This is a genomic window from Octadecabacter antarcticus 307 (genome assembly GCF_000155675.2).
GTDB lineage: Bacteria > Pseudomonadota > Alphaproteobacteria > Rhodobacterales > Rhodobacteraceae > Octadecabacter > Octadecabacter antarcticus.
The window spans coordinates 680,220-695,054 of the sequence record NC_020911.1 but is presented as its reverse complement, the minus strand read 5'-3'; the positions used below and the strand labels follow the sequence as shown (position 1 = coordinate 695,054).

General features: G+C 57.1%; 12 protein-coding genes. 4 read left to right on the top strand and 8 right to left on the bottom strand.

The features are described 5' to 3' along the window. Positions 1 to 42: 42 nt before the first annotated feature. Positions 43 to 1,074 (bottom strand): D-xylose ABC transporter substrate-binding protein, encoded by a 1,032-nt coding sequence (gene xylF, locus OAN307_RS03630; protein ID WP_015498495.1) that lies wholly within the window; start codon positions 1,072 to 1,074, stop codon positions 43 to 45. A gap of 214 nt (positions 1,075 to 1,288) precedes the next feature. Between xylF and OAN307_RS03625 the strand changes: the two genes are divergently transcribed. Then, positions 1,289 to 2,554 (top strand): ROK family protein, encoded by a 1,266-nt coding sequence (locus OAN307_RS03625; RefSeq protein WP_051067944.1) that lies wholly within the window; start codon positions 1,289 to 1,291, stop codon positions 2,552 to 2,554. Next, the gene (locus OAN307_RS03620) at positions 2,551 to 4,068 is read left to right on the top strand and encodes a CRTAC1 family protein (protein ID WP_015498493.1); all 1,518 of its coding nucleotides are present in this window, start codon (positions 2,551 to 2,553) and stop codon (positions 4,066 to 4,068) included. The genes OAN307_RS03625 and OAN307_RS03620 overlap by 4 nt, the downstream gene beginning before the upstream one ends. Here the strand turns inward: OAN307_RS03620 and OAN307_RS03615 are convergent. The 4 genes from OAN307_RS03615 to OAN307_RS03600 all read right to left on the bottom strand — a co-directional run bounded on the left by OAN307_RS03615 (position 4,065) and on the right by OAN307_RS03600 (position 8,426). Then, positions 4,065 to 5,408 (bottom strand): cytochrome-c peroxidase, encoded by a 1,344-nt coding sequence (locus tag OAN307_RS03615; protein WP_015498492.1) that lies wholly within the window; start codon positions 5,406 to 5,408, stop codon positions 4,065 to 4,067. The genes OAN307_RS03620 and OAN307_RS03615 overlap by 4 nt on opposite strands. 72 nt (positions 5,409 to 5,480) lie before the next feature. Continuing rightward, the gene (locus OAN307_RS03610) at positions 5,481 to 6,260 is read right to left on the bottom strand and encodes an ATP-binding cassette domain-containing protein (RefSeq protein ID WP_015498491.1); all 780 of its coding nucleotides are present in this window, start codon (positions 6,258 to 6,260) and stop codon (positions 5,481 to 5,483) included. 1 nt (position 6,261) lies between these two features. Beyond that, a complete protein-coding gene (locus OAN307_RS03605) occupies positions 6,262 to 7,374 on the bottom strand; it encodes an ABC transporter permease (protein WP_015498490.1) in 1,113 nt (370 codons plus the stop codon). Between the two features lie 92 nt (positions 7,375 to 7,466). Continuing rightward, positions 7,467 to 8,426 (bottom strand): sugar ABC transporter substrate-binding protein, encoded by a 960-nt coding sequence (locus tag OAN307_RS03600; protein WP_015498489.1) that lies wholly within the window; start codon positions 8,424 to 8,426, stop codon positions 7,467 to 7,469. A 190-nt stretch (positions 8,427 to 8,616) separates the two neighbouring features. Between OAN307_RS03600 and OAN307_RS03595 the strand changes: the two genes are divergently transcribed. Then, complete coding sequence (locus OAN307_RS03595) at positions 8,617 to 9,630, top strand: LacI family DNA-binding transcriptional regulator (protein ID WP_015498488.1); 1,014 nt, start codon at positions 8,617 to 8,619, stop codon at positions 9,628 to 9,630. Here OAN307_RS03595 and OAN307_RS03590 read toward each other — a convergent pair. The 3 genes from OAN307_RS03590 to OAN307_RS03580 form a co-directional block, all read right to left on the bottom strand. Next, the gene (locus tag OAN307_RS03590) at positions 9,614 to 10,750 is read right to left on the bottom strand and encodes a Gfo/Idh/MocA family protein (RefSeq protein ID WP_015498487.1); all 1,137 of its coding nucleotides are present in this window, start codon (positions 10,748 to 10,750) and stop codon (positions 9,614 to 9,616) included. The genes OAN307_RS03595 and OAN307_RS03590 overlap by 17 nt on opposite strands. A gap of 82 nt (positions 10,751 to 10,832) precedes the next feature. Then, the gene (locus tag OAN307_RS03585) at positions 10,833 to 11,723 is read right to left on the bottom strand and encodes a TIM barrel protein (protein WP_015498486.1); all 891 of its coding nucleotides are present in this window, start codon (positions 11,721 to 11,723) and stop codon (positions 10,833 to 10,835) included. A 4-nt stretch (positions 11,724 to 11,727) separates the two neighbouring features. After that, on the bottom strand, positions 11,728 to 12,849 hold the full coding sequence (locus tag OAN307_RS03580; RefSeq protein ID WP_245540960.1) for a Gfo/Idh/MocA family protein: 1,122 nt from the start codon (positions 12,847 to 12,849) through the stop codon (positions 11,728 to 11,730). 109 nt (positions 12,850 to 12,958) lie between these two features. Here OAN307_RS03580 and iolD point away from each other — a divergent pair, with 109 nt between their 5' ends. Beyond that, positions 12,959 to 14,824: a 3D-(3,5/4)-trihydroxycyclohexane-1,2-dione acylhydrolase (decyclizing) gene (iolD, locus tag OAN307_RS03575; protein ID WP_015498484.1), complete on the top strand. Its 1,866-nt coding sequence runs from the start codon at positions 12,959 to 12,961 to the stop codon at positions 14,822 to 14,824. The last annotated feature ends 11 nt before the right edge of the window (positions 14,825 to 14,835 follow it).

Here is a 14,835-nt window from a genome sequence, read left to right as displayed (position 1 = left end):
TCCAGCCCGCCGATCAAACAGCAGGCTGGAAATCGTTAGACCTTAGTTACAAGGTGCTGGGCCGTCGCTCACGCCTTGGCACAGGGCCTCAACAGTGATCCAGCCTGCGTCAGTAACAGCCGTCAAATTGCCAGCTGTGATCGGCATTGGCGCCAGGAACAGTGATGTCATGTCCGTGCCAGCAGGCGACGTCCATGCGCTGGAACCAACAACAGACGTCATTGGTGCGCCAGCGGCCATTGCAACAGCAACCTGACCAGCGGTGTAACCCAGATCGCGCGCGTCTTTCCAAACGGACACAGTCTGCGTACCAAGTGCCACACGGTTCAGCGCGGCGTGGTCGCCATCCTGACCAGAGACAGCGATGCCTTCCATGCCTTGTGCTGTCAGGGCTGCAACTGCGCCACCAGCGGTGCCGTCGTTGGATGCCACAACCGCGTCAACCATGTTGTCGTTGGCTGTCAGGATCTGTTCCATGTTGCGCTGTGCGTTCGCAGGCAACCAACCGTCTGTGTAAGCTTCGTCAACGATCGTGATGTCACCAGCGTCGATTGCCGCTTGCAGGATTTCCTGCTGACCGCCGCGCAGGAAGTCTGCGTTCGGGTCCGTTGGGGAACCCTTGATCATCACGTAGTTGCCGGTCGGCTGTGCCGCCAGAACTGCGCGTGCCTGCATGCGGCCAACTTCGACGTTGTCGAATGTCAGATAGAATGCGCGGTTGTCTTCAATCAGGCGGTCATATGCGACCACTGGAATGCCTTCGTTTGCAGCCGCGTCAACAGCTGGACCAATCGCTGCGCTGTCTTGTGCAAGAATAATCAGCGCATCAACGCCCTGAGCGATCATGCTTTCGACGTCCGACAACTGCTTTGCGGAAGAAGACTGCGCATCAGTTGAGATGTACGTCGCGCCAGCCGCTTCAAGGGCAGCAACAATCGCAGCTTCGTCAGTCTTCCAGCGTTCTTCTTGAAAGTTGGACCAGCTTACGCCGACCGTAATCCCGTGGCCGTCTGCGTAAACGCTCGTGCCAAGTGCCGTGGCCGACAATGCTGCCGCCATAAATAATTTTTTCATCTCAATCCTCCCAGATTGTCCCATATCTGAACGACACGGGGCCGAGTCGTTTGACCGGATACGCCTTTCTCGCGCAATTTATTTTAGCTGTCAAAATAAAAATACGATGTTTCACACTTTTTCATCGCCATACAGAAACTTTATCCCTACCGTGGGGCCAAATTCGCGGCAACACCACCCACTTCATCTCACTTTAATTTCAGGGATCAAAATAATGTCAAACGCCCTGCCCACGCTCCAGAACGACGCCACAGAAGGATGCGGCCCAGTGCTCAGAAGCGCACGAACGGCGGGTCGTTCATTGCGCCAAGAAACGTTTGAATTTGTCCGATCACGGGGTCAGGCCGCCCGCACCGATATTACCCAAGCATTAAACATCAGCGCCGGATCTGCAACCACATTGACTGCCGATCTGATCGCATCCGGATTCTTGCGGGAGGTGGAACGCCCAACCCGCGAAAGCAGCCGTGGTCGACCCCGCGTTGCCCTGGAAATTGTTCCGGAAGCCAGCTTTGTCATCGGGATCAAACTTGCCTTTAAACGTCACATTGCAGTGCTCCTCGATTTCGCTGGAAACCTGATTGCAGATGCCGATATGCCCTCCTCCGATCTGCGCCGCCCCGTCGACCACCTGATGGACGAGGCCGAACACATCATTCATAAGCTTTTGAAAGTCTCAGGAAAAAATCAATCAGACGTGCGGGCTGTCGGCATCGGCTTACCCGGTATCATCGATCATAACTCTGGCGTGGTCGTTTGGTCGTCCATGCTGCAAACCCGCGACGAAGACCTCGGCGCGGCCTTCGCACAGCGCTTTGATATGCCGATGGTTCTGGACAATGATGCCAACATGCTGACGCTGGCCGAACTGTGGTTCGGACAGGGGCGCGCCATGGCGAATTTCGCTGTTGTCACCATCGAAAGCGGCGTCGGCATGGGCCTCGTTCTCAACAATGAACTGTATCGCGGCGGCCACGGCATGGGACTGGAACTGGGTCACACAAAGGTGCAGCTCGACGGTGCACTTTGCCGCTGCGGACAGCGTGGCTGCCTTGAGGCATATTTGGCCGACTACGCCCTGTCACGCGAAGCGACGACCGCGCTGGATCATGACCCAACAATGGCAAACAACCCCCAAGCCACGCTTGAAGCGCTTTATAAACAGGCAAAATCCGGCCACAAAGCCGCAGAAACGATATTTCGCCGTGCAGGGCGCTATTTGTCGCTTGGTCTGTCTAATGTCGTGCAGTTATTTGATCCCGCGCTGATCATCTTGTCGGGTGAACGCATGCAATACGACTACCTTTATGCCGAAACCGTTCTGGATGAGATGCAAAAAATGACCCTCAACGAAGGGCGCAAACCCTGTAAGGTCGAAATCCATGCGTGGGGGGATCTGGTCTGGGCACGTGGCGCTGCTGCGCTGGCATTGTCCAACGTCACAGACACCCTGATCGGCGGAGAGGCGCGCACCCCATGAGATACCTTTGGCCCGCATTGCGGGGGGCACTGGGGGTTGCACTGGCCTGTTGCGGCCAGTCAGCATTTGGCGATCCGACTTTTGAAGATCGTTCCAGCGCCCTGCCCGACCACATCTATGACGGCGACTGGACCCACTTTGTTGGGGGCGGTGTCGCTGTGTTTGATTGCAACGGCGACGCGCTGCCGGACATCTTCGCAGCAGGTGGTGCGAACCCCGCCAAGCTGATCATCAACGACGGCAATTTTTTGTTCACTGATGCGCGCCTGGCGCATCTCACCGCCGTCACTGGTGCCTACCCCATCGACATCAACGCGGATGGCCATACCGATCTGTTCGTGATGCGGGCTGGCACGAACGTCGTGCTAAAGGGTCATGGCGATTGCACTTTCAGTGATGCCACAACCGATTGGGGCATCCCCACGGACGACGCATGGACCACCGCGTTCACCGCATGGTGGGACGGTGACGGGCACCCGACGCTCGCGATCGGTAACTACGTGGATCGTACAGACCCCGATGGCCCATTCGAAGCCTGTGATGACAACGCGATTTTCTGGCCAACGGATACGGGATACACCGCACAAACTCTCTCTCCGGGCTTTTGTGCCCTTTCAATCCTCGCCGCGAACGATGCGCGTGGCCTGCCGACACTGCGCCTATCCAACGACCGCCACTACTACGTCAAAGACGGCTACGAACAAATGTGGGACATCACAGAGGGGCGTTTTCTGGACGAAACCGATGGCTGGGACACCGTTTCCCTCTGGGGCATGGGCATCGCCAGCCGTGACCTGACAGGTGACGGGCTGGACGAGGTCATGCTGACGTCGATGGGCGATCAACTGCTGCAAATCGCAGGCGCCAACGGGCATTATACCCCCGCGCCCTACGAAATCGGCACCTACGCCCAGCGCCCGCATGTGGGTGACGACGGGCGTCCATCAACCGGATGGCACGCCGAATTTGGCGACATAGATAACGACGGGCGGGTCGATCTGTTCATCGCCAAAGGCAACGTCGACCAGATGCCCGGCATGGCCACGCGCGATCCCAACAACCTCTTGATGCAAGCGGCGAACGCCACATTCGTTGAGGCTGCAGCGACCGCTGGCGTTGCAACCACCGACCGGTCCCGCGGTGCAGCGCTGGCGGATTTCGACCAAGACGGTCGGCTTGATTTGATCGTGGTAAATCGCCGCGCCCCGCTTGAACTGTATCGAAACACCACGCAAAATACTGGCAATTGGCTGTGGGTGTCCTTGCACCAAACCGGCGGCAACCGCGACGCGATTGGCGCGACCATTCACATAGAAACACCGCAGGGCATGCAGTCGATCCAGAATGTCATCGGCGGCGGCCATGCAGGGGGGCAAATTTTGCCGCGCCACTTCGGGCTCGGCATGGCAGACACTGCGACCATCGTGATCGTCTGGCCCGATGGCACGCAAAGCCGCCATGCGGCCGACGCCAACCAAACCCTCCGCATCAACAGACCCCAAGACGAAAACTAAGGCAGCGGCAGACCACTTGGCAGGGTTTTTGGAATACCCAACCGCCCTGTGACAGCCACCGGATCGGTTAGACTGCTAAGAAAGGTGACGATCTGCGCGATATCGCCGTCGCTTAAATTTAGTGGGGCGACGCGCACCGCACCTGCAATGGCTGCTACTTGATCGGGGTCGTCCATGACGCTGAAATCATCAGCTGCACCGCCCCCAACCACAAACGCAGGCAGCACAACTTGACTACGATCAAACCGCTGCAGCGCGGCAACAGGATCCGCGTGATCGGCCACGAATGCAGCCAAGTCGCGGTGCCCGCCCGCGTGACCATAGGGCCCCGTCAAAGCCACGTTGCGTAAGGACGGTGTGCGGAACGCATACAGATCATCGGGGTTGCCAGTGACACGAAACCGCCCCTCATCGCGGTGGTGGTCCTCAAACGTCGCTGATTTTCCGGGGCCGATCTGCGGCGCAGCCATGGCGTGAAAAGCATGATCGGTCTGGAACGCCCCACTGTGACAGGCTGCACATTCCGCGTCCCCGTAAAACAAATCCATGCCCGCCAACGCATCGCCTGTCAGGTCCGCCTCACTCCGCAAATGCGCATCAAACGGCGACGTATCAGACCGCCATTCAAACGCCATAAACACGGCCAGAGCGTTTGAAATGTCGGTGAAGCCGATATCATCTGGCGTATCGACGTGCGGATAGACGTCCGCAAACATTGCCGCATACTCCGGCACATCAGCCACGCGGCGCGACAGCAAATCCCACGCGCCGCCGACGCCACCAATACGCCCTTGCCGCACGGCCGATGCAATGTCGTTCTCATGATACGATCCCGCCATCTCATCACGGCTGAGAACTGGAAACATCGTTTGTGCCGACAGGACGGACGCAAAACCTTGCACCATGTCCGCGTCCATCGGCGACCTTAATCCGCTGGGATGGGCTGGATCGGCCTCAAGCCGCCCGTCATGAAACATCACCGTGAATTCGCGCGCCCCAAGGTTGAACAGCGCAGGTGCATTGCGGGGGATACGCTCTTCTGGCGGGTTGTCAGGATCAACGACGCGCGCCGCGCCTAAGCCAATGCCACCGTCCCCGATGGACAAAGACACGCCGTCCGCCGTGCCCAGCGTCGGATGGTGGCACGTCGCACAGGAAATATTTTGATTGCCCGACAAGATCGCATCGTAAAACAACAATTGACCCAACCGAACTTCGGCGGCGTCAGTGACACCATAATCGCCGTCCGTCACCGCGTCGGGCAACACCTGCGCCGCGACTGCACCCGACAACGGCCATGCAAGCACGCACAGAACCGCACAGATTTGCATCGTCTTCATCGCTGATCCCCTCACGCCGCCATGCCCCTTGATGGGCGCATCGGCAGCGCGATGCAATCGCCAGATCGCAGCCTAAACAGTGCCGCCAAGTGACCCTTCAAGCGTCGCCATCTCTTGGCCACCCGCCATCATGTCCTGCAATTCTTCCGGCGTGATTTCGCCTTTCAATGCAGTGCCCAGCGTTTTGCCACGGTTCAGCACCGTAAACCGATCGCCCACCGCCATCGCATGGCGCACGTTGTGGGTGATAAAGACAACCGCGATGCCCTGCTTACGGACCTTGTCGATGGTCGCCAGCACATTGGCAGTCTGGCGCACGCCCAGCGCGGATGTCGGTTCATCCAAAATCAGCACCTTAGCGCCAAAATGCACCGCGCGGGCAATCGCAACCGTCTGGCGTTCACCGCCCGACAATGTGCCAACCGCCTGATCAGGACCGCGCAGGTTAATGCCCATCTTGCGCATCTCAGCCATGGCAACATCGTTGGCATAGTCATGATCAAACATCTTGATCGGTCCGAATTTCTTGATCGGCTCATTGCCCATAAAGAAATTCCGGCTCACGCTCATCAACGGGATCATCCCAAGGTGCTGGTGCACCGTCGCAATCCCCGCTGTGATCGCATCGCGCGGGTTGGCGAAATTCATCGCCGTACCCTCGAACACGATCTCGCCTTTTGTCGGTTTATGTACGCCAGACATGGTCTTGATGAACGTCGATTTTCCGGCACCGTTATCCCCCAACAGACAATGACATTCGCCCGCTTGGATATCCACCGACACCCCCGCCAGCGCAATCACGCTGCCGAAATGCTTTTCGATATTCTTCATCTGGATGATAGGTTCAGACATATCAACGCTCCCCCGTAATGGTGCGACGAATATAAGTGTTCAGGATCACCGCCGCTAACAGGATGACACCCAAAAACACGCGAAACAGCGACGATTCAACGTTGGCAAAAAACAATCCCTGCTGAACGACACCAAATATCAATGCGCCCAAGGCCGCGCCGATCACCGATCCATAGCCACCCGTCAGCAACGCGCCGCCGATGACGACCGCGATAATCGCCTCAAACTCTTTCAGGATGCCGCGATCCGCGCCTGCGGACCCGAATTCCATCACCTGACAGACCGCAAAGACCGTGGCGCAAAAGGCGGTAAACATGAACATCTTGATCTTGACCGCGCTCACCGGAACACCGGCATTGCGTGCCGCATCAGCATCTCCACCAGCGGCGAAAACCCAGTTGCCGAACCGCGTACGCGTCAGCAGAAAATGCCCAACAATCACCAGACCCAACGCCCAGATAATCAGCATCGGGATGCCGTTCACCACAGGTTCGCCAGCCCGATTGCCACGTTCAAAGACATTGATAATGCCCCTGTCGCCCAGCCACACAAAAATTGGCCCACCGATTTCAGCGCCAAATATCGGCGCCAGCCAGTCGCCCTCAGCCGCTTCGCGAATACCGCCAATAATGGTTTTGCGTTCCAGCGTTTGGGGAATGAAAATCGTAAAGCCGCGCAGGATGAACAGCGTCGCCAGCGTCACAATAAAACTCGGCAATCCGGTTTTTACCACGATGTAGCCGTTCAGCGCCCCGAACGCGACGCAGATAACAAAGGTTATCAAAATGGCGATCCACATCGGCCACCCTAACGTCACCCCAAAAATAGCGATCATCATCCCCGCAAAGCCGATCATCGACCCCACGGACAAATCAAATTCGCCTGCGATCATCAAAAGGCACGCACCCACAGCGATAATCATGAATTGTGCAGACACCACGGACCAGTTCATCACGCCTTGTGAATTGAACATGCCACTGTCGAATGCAAATAAGCCAAAGAATACAAAGACTGCGACCGTGCCGACCATGCCGCCCAATTCAGGGCGCATCAGGGCTAGTCGGAATTTCGACGTTGCTTTTATTCTTTCGTCACCATTTGAGACGTCAGACATCGGAATTTCCTTTAATCTAAATGAGAAAACAAGACAAAAAAGGCGGCCGTAGCACAAGCCACGGCCGCCCGTTCTTTGTTTAGACGTTAAGTCTACCGGTACTCGCCAGCGAACTTTTCTACCAACTCAAGACCATCGGCTGTCACGAAGCCAGGACCGGAGTTAATGTTGTTGCCCGGCAGAACGCCGAAACGGTGGTAGTTGGCCATCACAACAACCGGCAGGTAGGCCTGCAGGAATGGCTGCTGGTCGATGCCCCACTCAATGGTGCCTGCTTTGATGCCCGCGACGATGTTTTCACCAAGGTCAAACGTGCCAAAGTAGATGTCACCAGCCATGCCGTTTTCGTCCAGCGCCAAAAGCGTCGGATCAGCCGAAGTTGGCCCAAGCGTCAGGACCGCGTCAGTTTCTGGATTGGCCGAAAGATAAGCCATAACACGGTTTTTGATCTCGGACGGGTCTTGACCGGAATCGATCATCTGGTTGCCCAACTCGATGCCCAGACCATCAGCGAAACCTTGGCAACGCTCAGTGGAAGACGGGCTCGAAATGTAGTGGTTAACGCATAGGAACGACCCAACGCCGTCACCGGATGCGCGAAGACCGGCAGCAAAGCCTGCGTCGTATTCAGGTTGACCAACATACATCAGCGCACCAACTTCACGTGCTTGCGCAGGCGAGCCAGAGTTCATGATGATCACGTCAACACCGCTATCAACAGCGGCCCTGATTGGCCCACTAAGAACGTCAAAGTCAGCCAGCGTCGTAATGATGCCGTTTGGCTGGGACGCTGCCGCTTGTTCGATGATACGGGCCATATCGGCCAAGTCACCAGTCGGCGGATTGCGGTATTCTACGTTCACATCCATCTGATCACCCGCGAGGGCGATGCCGTTCTTGACGGTGTTCCACCAGCTGTCAGAATCAGGTGCGTGGCTGACGAGAATGTAGGTCAGATCATCACCGTGGCCGTCTGCAATCGCCGTGGTCGCCATGAATGGCGCCGCAAAGATCGCAGCCGTCGCGAAGAGAGTGGCTTTCGAAAATTTCATATTTTCCTCCCAAGGAATTTCATTTCTTACCGTTAAAAAGGGACTAAATACCCCCTTCTGCCAAGATAAAAGCATGAGTCGTTTCTTTTTGCAACCGGTTGCAAAAAGAAGTTACAAAGTTCAGGCTGCAATCCTAGTGAAAGCTGGGTAAGCACGTTGAGACCTTTTGCAAAAGTAGGATCAAACCACGATGCCAGTCACTCTAAAAGACGTCGCCAACCGCGCAGGGGTTTCGACCTCAGCCGTGTCTCGCGCCTTTACCGATGGCGCGTCTGTGTCCGAAAAAATGCGCCGCAAGGTCAAAAAGGCCGCGTCAGATTTGGGATACTCACCCAACGCCTTGGCCTCGTCACTGACCACGGGGCGCACCAAATTGATCGGGCTGGTGTCCAACAATTTTCACAACCCTATCTTCCTGCAAGTCTTCGATCTGTTCACCCGCAAACTTCAGGACAAAGGCCTGCGTCCACTGCTGATGAACCTGAGCGATGAACAAGACGCCCTGACCGCCGTGCGCCGTCTGCAACAGTATTCCGTCGATGGCGTCATCGTCGCGTCCTCAACCCTGCCGCCTGAATTTTCCAAGGCGTTCCGGGATGCGGGCGTGCCTGTGGTCAACAGTTTCGGGCGCTTTTCAACCACGCCAGACGTTCATGTTGTTGGCGTCGACAATTCCGAATGTGGCCGCATGGCAGCGCGCGAACTGGTGGCACGCCGCTACGCCTCCGTCGGCTTTATGGGGGGGCCGGAAACTGCCACATCGACGCAAGACCGCTTTCGCGGCTTCTCCCAAGAACTCGCGAAACATCCCAACGTCGCGCGCTGCCACTCGTTTGCCAGCGATTATTCTTTTGATGCAGGCCGCGCCGAAATGCAGCGTCTGATCGCACAAGGTCCCCTCGCAGACGCGTACTTTTGCGGTGACGATGTGCTGTCCATCGGCGCACTCTCCGCGCTGGCCGACGCCGGTCTGAACGTGCCGCGCGACATCGGCATCATCGGGTTCAACGACATGGAAATGGCGCGATGGGAAAACATCAACCTGACCACAATCGGCCAGCCTATCGAACAAATTATCCATTCGTCCGTCGAACTGATCGTCGCCATGCTCGATGATCCAGACCGCTACCCCGAGGTCCGGCTGTTCCCCTGCAAAATGGTCGAACGCGGCACGTTGCGGCCTGCCCCTAGTCCCGAAACATAGGCGGTCGCGCGTCAACCCATGCGCCATCCGCCTTCGCCGAAGCAACCGCCTGATGCACCGCCGCCATCGACCGCAATCCATCACTCGCCAACGGCAACCCGTCACGCACCTCACCACGGATCGACGCCGCCAAATCAACGTAGATATTGGCAACTGCCAACGGGAAACCTTCGGGGTGCGCAATCGCGACACGGCTCAGACGTGATGCCTCATCAGACAAGCCGTCTTCGCCCTTTTCCATGATCTGCGTGCGCCCGCCAACGGGCGTGTAATAGACCTGATTTGGCTGCTCAGACGCCCAACGCATGCCACCGGTTTCCCCAAATACCTGAATGTCGAACCCGTGCTGGCGACCAATCGCCACCGAACTGGTCCAAAGCCGCCCAACCGTGCCGCCCTCAAGCCGGAAATTCACCATCGCGTCGTCTTCCAGCGTGCGACTGCCAATGGTCGATGCAAAATCCGCCGACAGTGTCCGCACTTGGTCGCCCGCAATGAACGACGCCATGTGCAGCGCATGAATGCCGCAATCGGCAAACTGGCCAGACACGCCCGCCATGGCCGGATCATAACGCCACCTTACCCGCGGATTGTCTGCGTCCGTCGCATCGCCATGGTGTCCGTGGCTGAAATTCGTCACGATCAAGCGGATCTTACCGACCTGCCCCGTGCGCACAATCTGGCGCATTTCACGCACCATCGGATAGGCGGAATAACAATAATTTACCGCACAAATCTTGCCAGTTTTCGCAGCGACCTTCACGATCTCTTCACCCTGCTCCACGGTCATGGTCATCGGCTTTTCGCACAGCACATTGAACCCGGCCTCAAGGAACGCTTTGGTGATCTCAAAATGTGTCGAATTGGGTGTCGCGACGGTCACAAGATCAACACGATCCTCCCGCGCAGTCTCGCCCGCCAACATCTCGCGCCAATCGCCATACGCGCGGTCCGCAGCAACCCCCAAAGATTGCGCATAGGCGCGGCCCTTTTCAGCGTCATGATCCAGCGCACCCGCCGCCAAAACGAAATTACCATCCGCTTGTGCGCCCAGTCGGTGTGCTGGCCCGATTTGGCTGCCCTCGCCGCCGCCGATCATGCCCCAGTTTAGTCGTGTCATGTGCCGTCCCTCCTCAGGGTCGCGTATGTCGCGTGTCATACAAATTGTGTACAGGCTGTGTACAGGATGTGCCTACCGAATTTCAGCTAAATCCAATGGCTTCAAGATACTCACGATTCGCCTTTGCATCTTCCATCGGAGTCCCCGGAACGCTTGGATCGCAGTCTTGTTCGACCGTGCACCAGCCCTTGAACCCGCCGTCAACCAACAGTTGGCGCACAGCTGGAAAATCGACATCACCCTGCCCCAGATTACAGAAAATACCCTGCCCACAAGCAGTGTAAAAATCGGTGCGTTTGGCCACCACGTCAGCCTTTACCACCGGATCAATATCCTTGAAATGCATGTAGCTGATGCGGTCCATATGGCGTTTCATGAACGCCACCGGATCAAAGCCCGCGTAGGAATGATGGCCCGTATCAAAACAGATTTTCAGGATCGATTCATCGACCTCATTGAGCAGGCGCTCAAGCTCGGGTTCAAAGTCCATGAACCCACCAGCATGTGCGTGAATGCCGACCGTCAGCCCGTGATCAACACCAATTTTGGCGCTTTCTTTGATGCGGTCGCGGTAGGCCGTCCACTCAGCCTTGTCCATCAGTTCAGCCTCAGCCGCGCGGCCAGCCGTCGGCGCGCGGCGCTGGGATATTGAATCAATTAAAACAAGATGTTGTGCGCCATGCGCGGCCAACGCTTTGCACGTCCGAACCGTACCATCCAGCACATCGTCCCACGCATCTGGCTCATGGTAGGGGCGAAAAACCACGCCGCCAATCAGTTCAAGATCGTGTTCAGCCAGACCCTCCCCAAGCTCGACAGGGTCTTCAGGCATGAAGCCAACAGGCCCAAGTTCGATGCCCTTATATCCAGCGTCAGCGGCTTGCTTCAGCACGGATTTCCACGTGGGATACGCGGGATCAGATGCGAATTCGATACCCCAGGAACACGGCGCATTGCCGATACGGATGGTCATATTTTTAGCCTTTCGAAACGTCTAGCCAGCTGCGCGTCTGCGCGGACTGGAGTGCGGTATGAACAATGCGGGCCACATCGAGCCCGTCGCGAAACGTGGGCCAAACAGGTTGGCCGCTGTGGATAGCATGCAGGAAATCGCGCGCTTCTATGATGATCTGGTCTTGATACCCCGTGCCATGACCGGGCCCTTGGCAAAACGGTTCATAATCAGGATGCGCGGGTCCAGTCAGAATTTTGCGAAAGCCGCGCTCGGCCTCAGCATCATCCATCTTATAAAGCCAGATCGCGTTCTGGTCTTCTTGATCGAATTTTATCGCACCTTTTGTGCCTGTAATTTCATAGGTATAGCCCATCTTGCGGCCCGTCGCGATGCGGCTGAAAAACATGTGCCCCATGGTGCCGCCTACGAACCGACACATGATTTGGGCGTGATCATCGTTGCTCACCTCCCCACCGGGGCGGGTCTTGTGAACGGTCTCAACCTCGGCGATTAGACTATCAATCGGGCCGATCAGCGCCAAGGCCGCGTTGATCATATGGGGCGCAAGATCGCCCATAGTTCCATTCGCCATTCCAGTCGTGCGCCATGTCGCAGGCGCGTTTGGGTCCGCCAGAAAATCCTCGGTATGTTCGCCACGAAACCACGTCACATCGCCAATAACGCCATCTGCAATCAGCTTGCGGGCATATTGTGACGCTGGCGTGCGAATGTAGTTGTAGGCAACCATATTGGCGGTGCCGTTTTTTTCAGCGGCTGCGACCATCGCCGTGGCATCAGCAAAATCAGCGCCCATGGGTTTTTCACACAGGACGGCCTTACCCAAAGCAAACGCAGCCTCGGCAATCGCGCGGTGGGTGGATTGTGGCGTGGCAATAACGATCGCATCAACACGCGGATCTTCGACCAACGCGCGCCAATCGTGCGTCGCCCGCGCGAACCCGTATGCCGCGCGGTAACGTTCAGCCGATGCAGGGCTCGACGCACAGATCATTTCCAATCGCGGACGTAGCACCGTGTCGAACACAGCGCCAACGGACGCCATGGCGACCGAATGGGCCTTGCCCATGTAGCCCCCACCCAAAACTCCGATACCGATTTCTGTCCTTGGCTCTGCCACGACCATTCCTTTTCTGAAAACCAGTTTGCAACCGGTTGCAAAATGGTTATCGTCTGAGTCTGAAACCTGCAAGCCGCAATCGATGCCATCATATGAATCTGGGGAACAAACCAGCATGACCGACGCGACCATCCGCCTGACCACGGCGCAAGCGATCATTCGCTATCTGGACAATCAATTCATTGAAATTGACGGTGAAAACCTGCGCGTCTGCGGCGGTGGGTTTGGCATTTTTGGCCACGGCAATGTCACCTGTCTGGGCGAGGCACTGTATGGCGTGCAGGACACATTGCCGCTGTACCGCGGGCAAAACGAACAGGGCATGGGATTCGCAGCCGCAGCATATGCCAAACAGTGGCTGCGTCAGCGCTTTATGTTTTGCACGGCTTCCGCTGGCCCTGGCACAACGAACCTTTTGACCAGTGCCGCGCTCGCGCATGCGAACCGCTTGCCGATGTTGATGCTGTGCGGGGATACGTTCCTGACCCGTCTGCCTGATCCGGTCTTGCAGCAGCTTGAACACTTCGGCAATCCGACCGTTGGTGTGAATGACGCCTTCAAATCGGTCAGCCGGTATTGGGATCGCATCACCCATCCCGCGCAGATCATCCAATCGCTGCCCAACGCCTTGGCGACCATGCTGGACCCTGCCGATTGCGGGCCAGCTTTCATTGGCCTGCCGCAAGACGTGCAGGGCTGGGCCTATGATTATCCGGCGGCGTTTTTCACCAAGAAGATCCATAAAATTCGCCGACAACGTCCCTGCGAGGACGAGATCGCAGCGGCACGCGCCGTCATCATGTCGGCCAAGCGTCCGGTGATTATCGCAGGCGGTGGGGTGCAGTATTCACGGGCAGTCAAAGAGCTTACCGCGCTCGCTGAATCGCACCACATTCCGGTGATCGAAACCATCGCGGGACGGGCCAACATGCTGGCCGATCATCCGCTCAATATCGGCCCCGTCGGTGTCACTGGATCAGACAGCGCCAACGCGGTGGCTGAACGGGCCGACGTGATCATCGCAGTCGGGACGCGTTTGCAGGATTTCACCACCGGATCATGGACAGCCTTCGCCAAGGACGCCAAAATTGTGACCGTGAATGCAGGCCGCCACGATGCGATGAAACACCAATCCACGTCTGTCATCGGGGATGCCAAAGTCGCGCTGAAAGATCTTCATCAGGCCCTGCGCGGCTACAAATTTGACACATCATGGACCGAATTTGCGCAGTCCGAACGCGCGAAATGGGACGCTTACGTCACTGGAAACGTGGCATCTGGAAACCGTGTGAACTCCTATGCCCAAGCCATCGGCGTGGTGAATGATCTGTGCGATCCGCGTGATCGTGTGGTCGCGGCGGCGGGGGGGCTACCTGCCGAAGTCACCGCCAATTGGCGCACCAAAGATATCGGCACGGTCGACGTTGAATTCGGGTTCTCCTGCATGGGCTATGAAATCGCCGGCGGCTGGGGCGCGCGCATCGCCCAAAGCCAGCGCGAACCGGACAAGGACACAATCGTGTTCTGCGGTGACGGGTCGTATATGCTCATGAACTCTGATATTCATTCATCCGTCTTGACCCGCAAAAAACTGATCGTTCTGGTGTTGGACAACGGTGGCTTTGCCGTCATCAACAAGCTGCAAAACAATACTGGAAACGAAAGCTTCAACAATCTGATCGCGGACACGCCAACGGCTGTCGATCCCTTTACCGTGGATTTCGAAGCCCACGCCGCGTCCATGGGCGCGAACGCTGAAACCGTCGCCAACCCTGCGGAACTGGCCGATGCATTCATACGCGCCAAAGCAGCCGACAAAACATCCGTGATCGTCATGAAAGTCGACCCCTATGAGGGCTGGACAACTGAAGGCCACACATGGTGGGAGGTCGGCACACCAGAAGTGTCTGACAGTGCCACGGTTCTGGAAAAACATGCAGAGGTCGAAGCGACCCGCACCAAACAACGCCGCGGAATATAAAAAGGGGCATC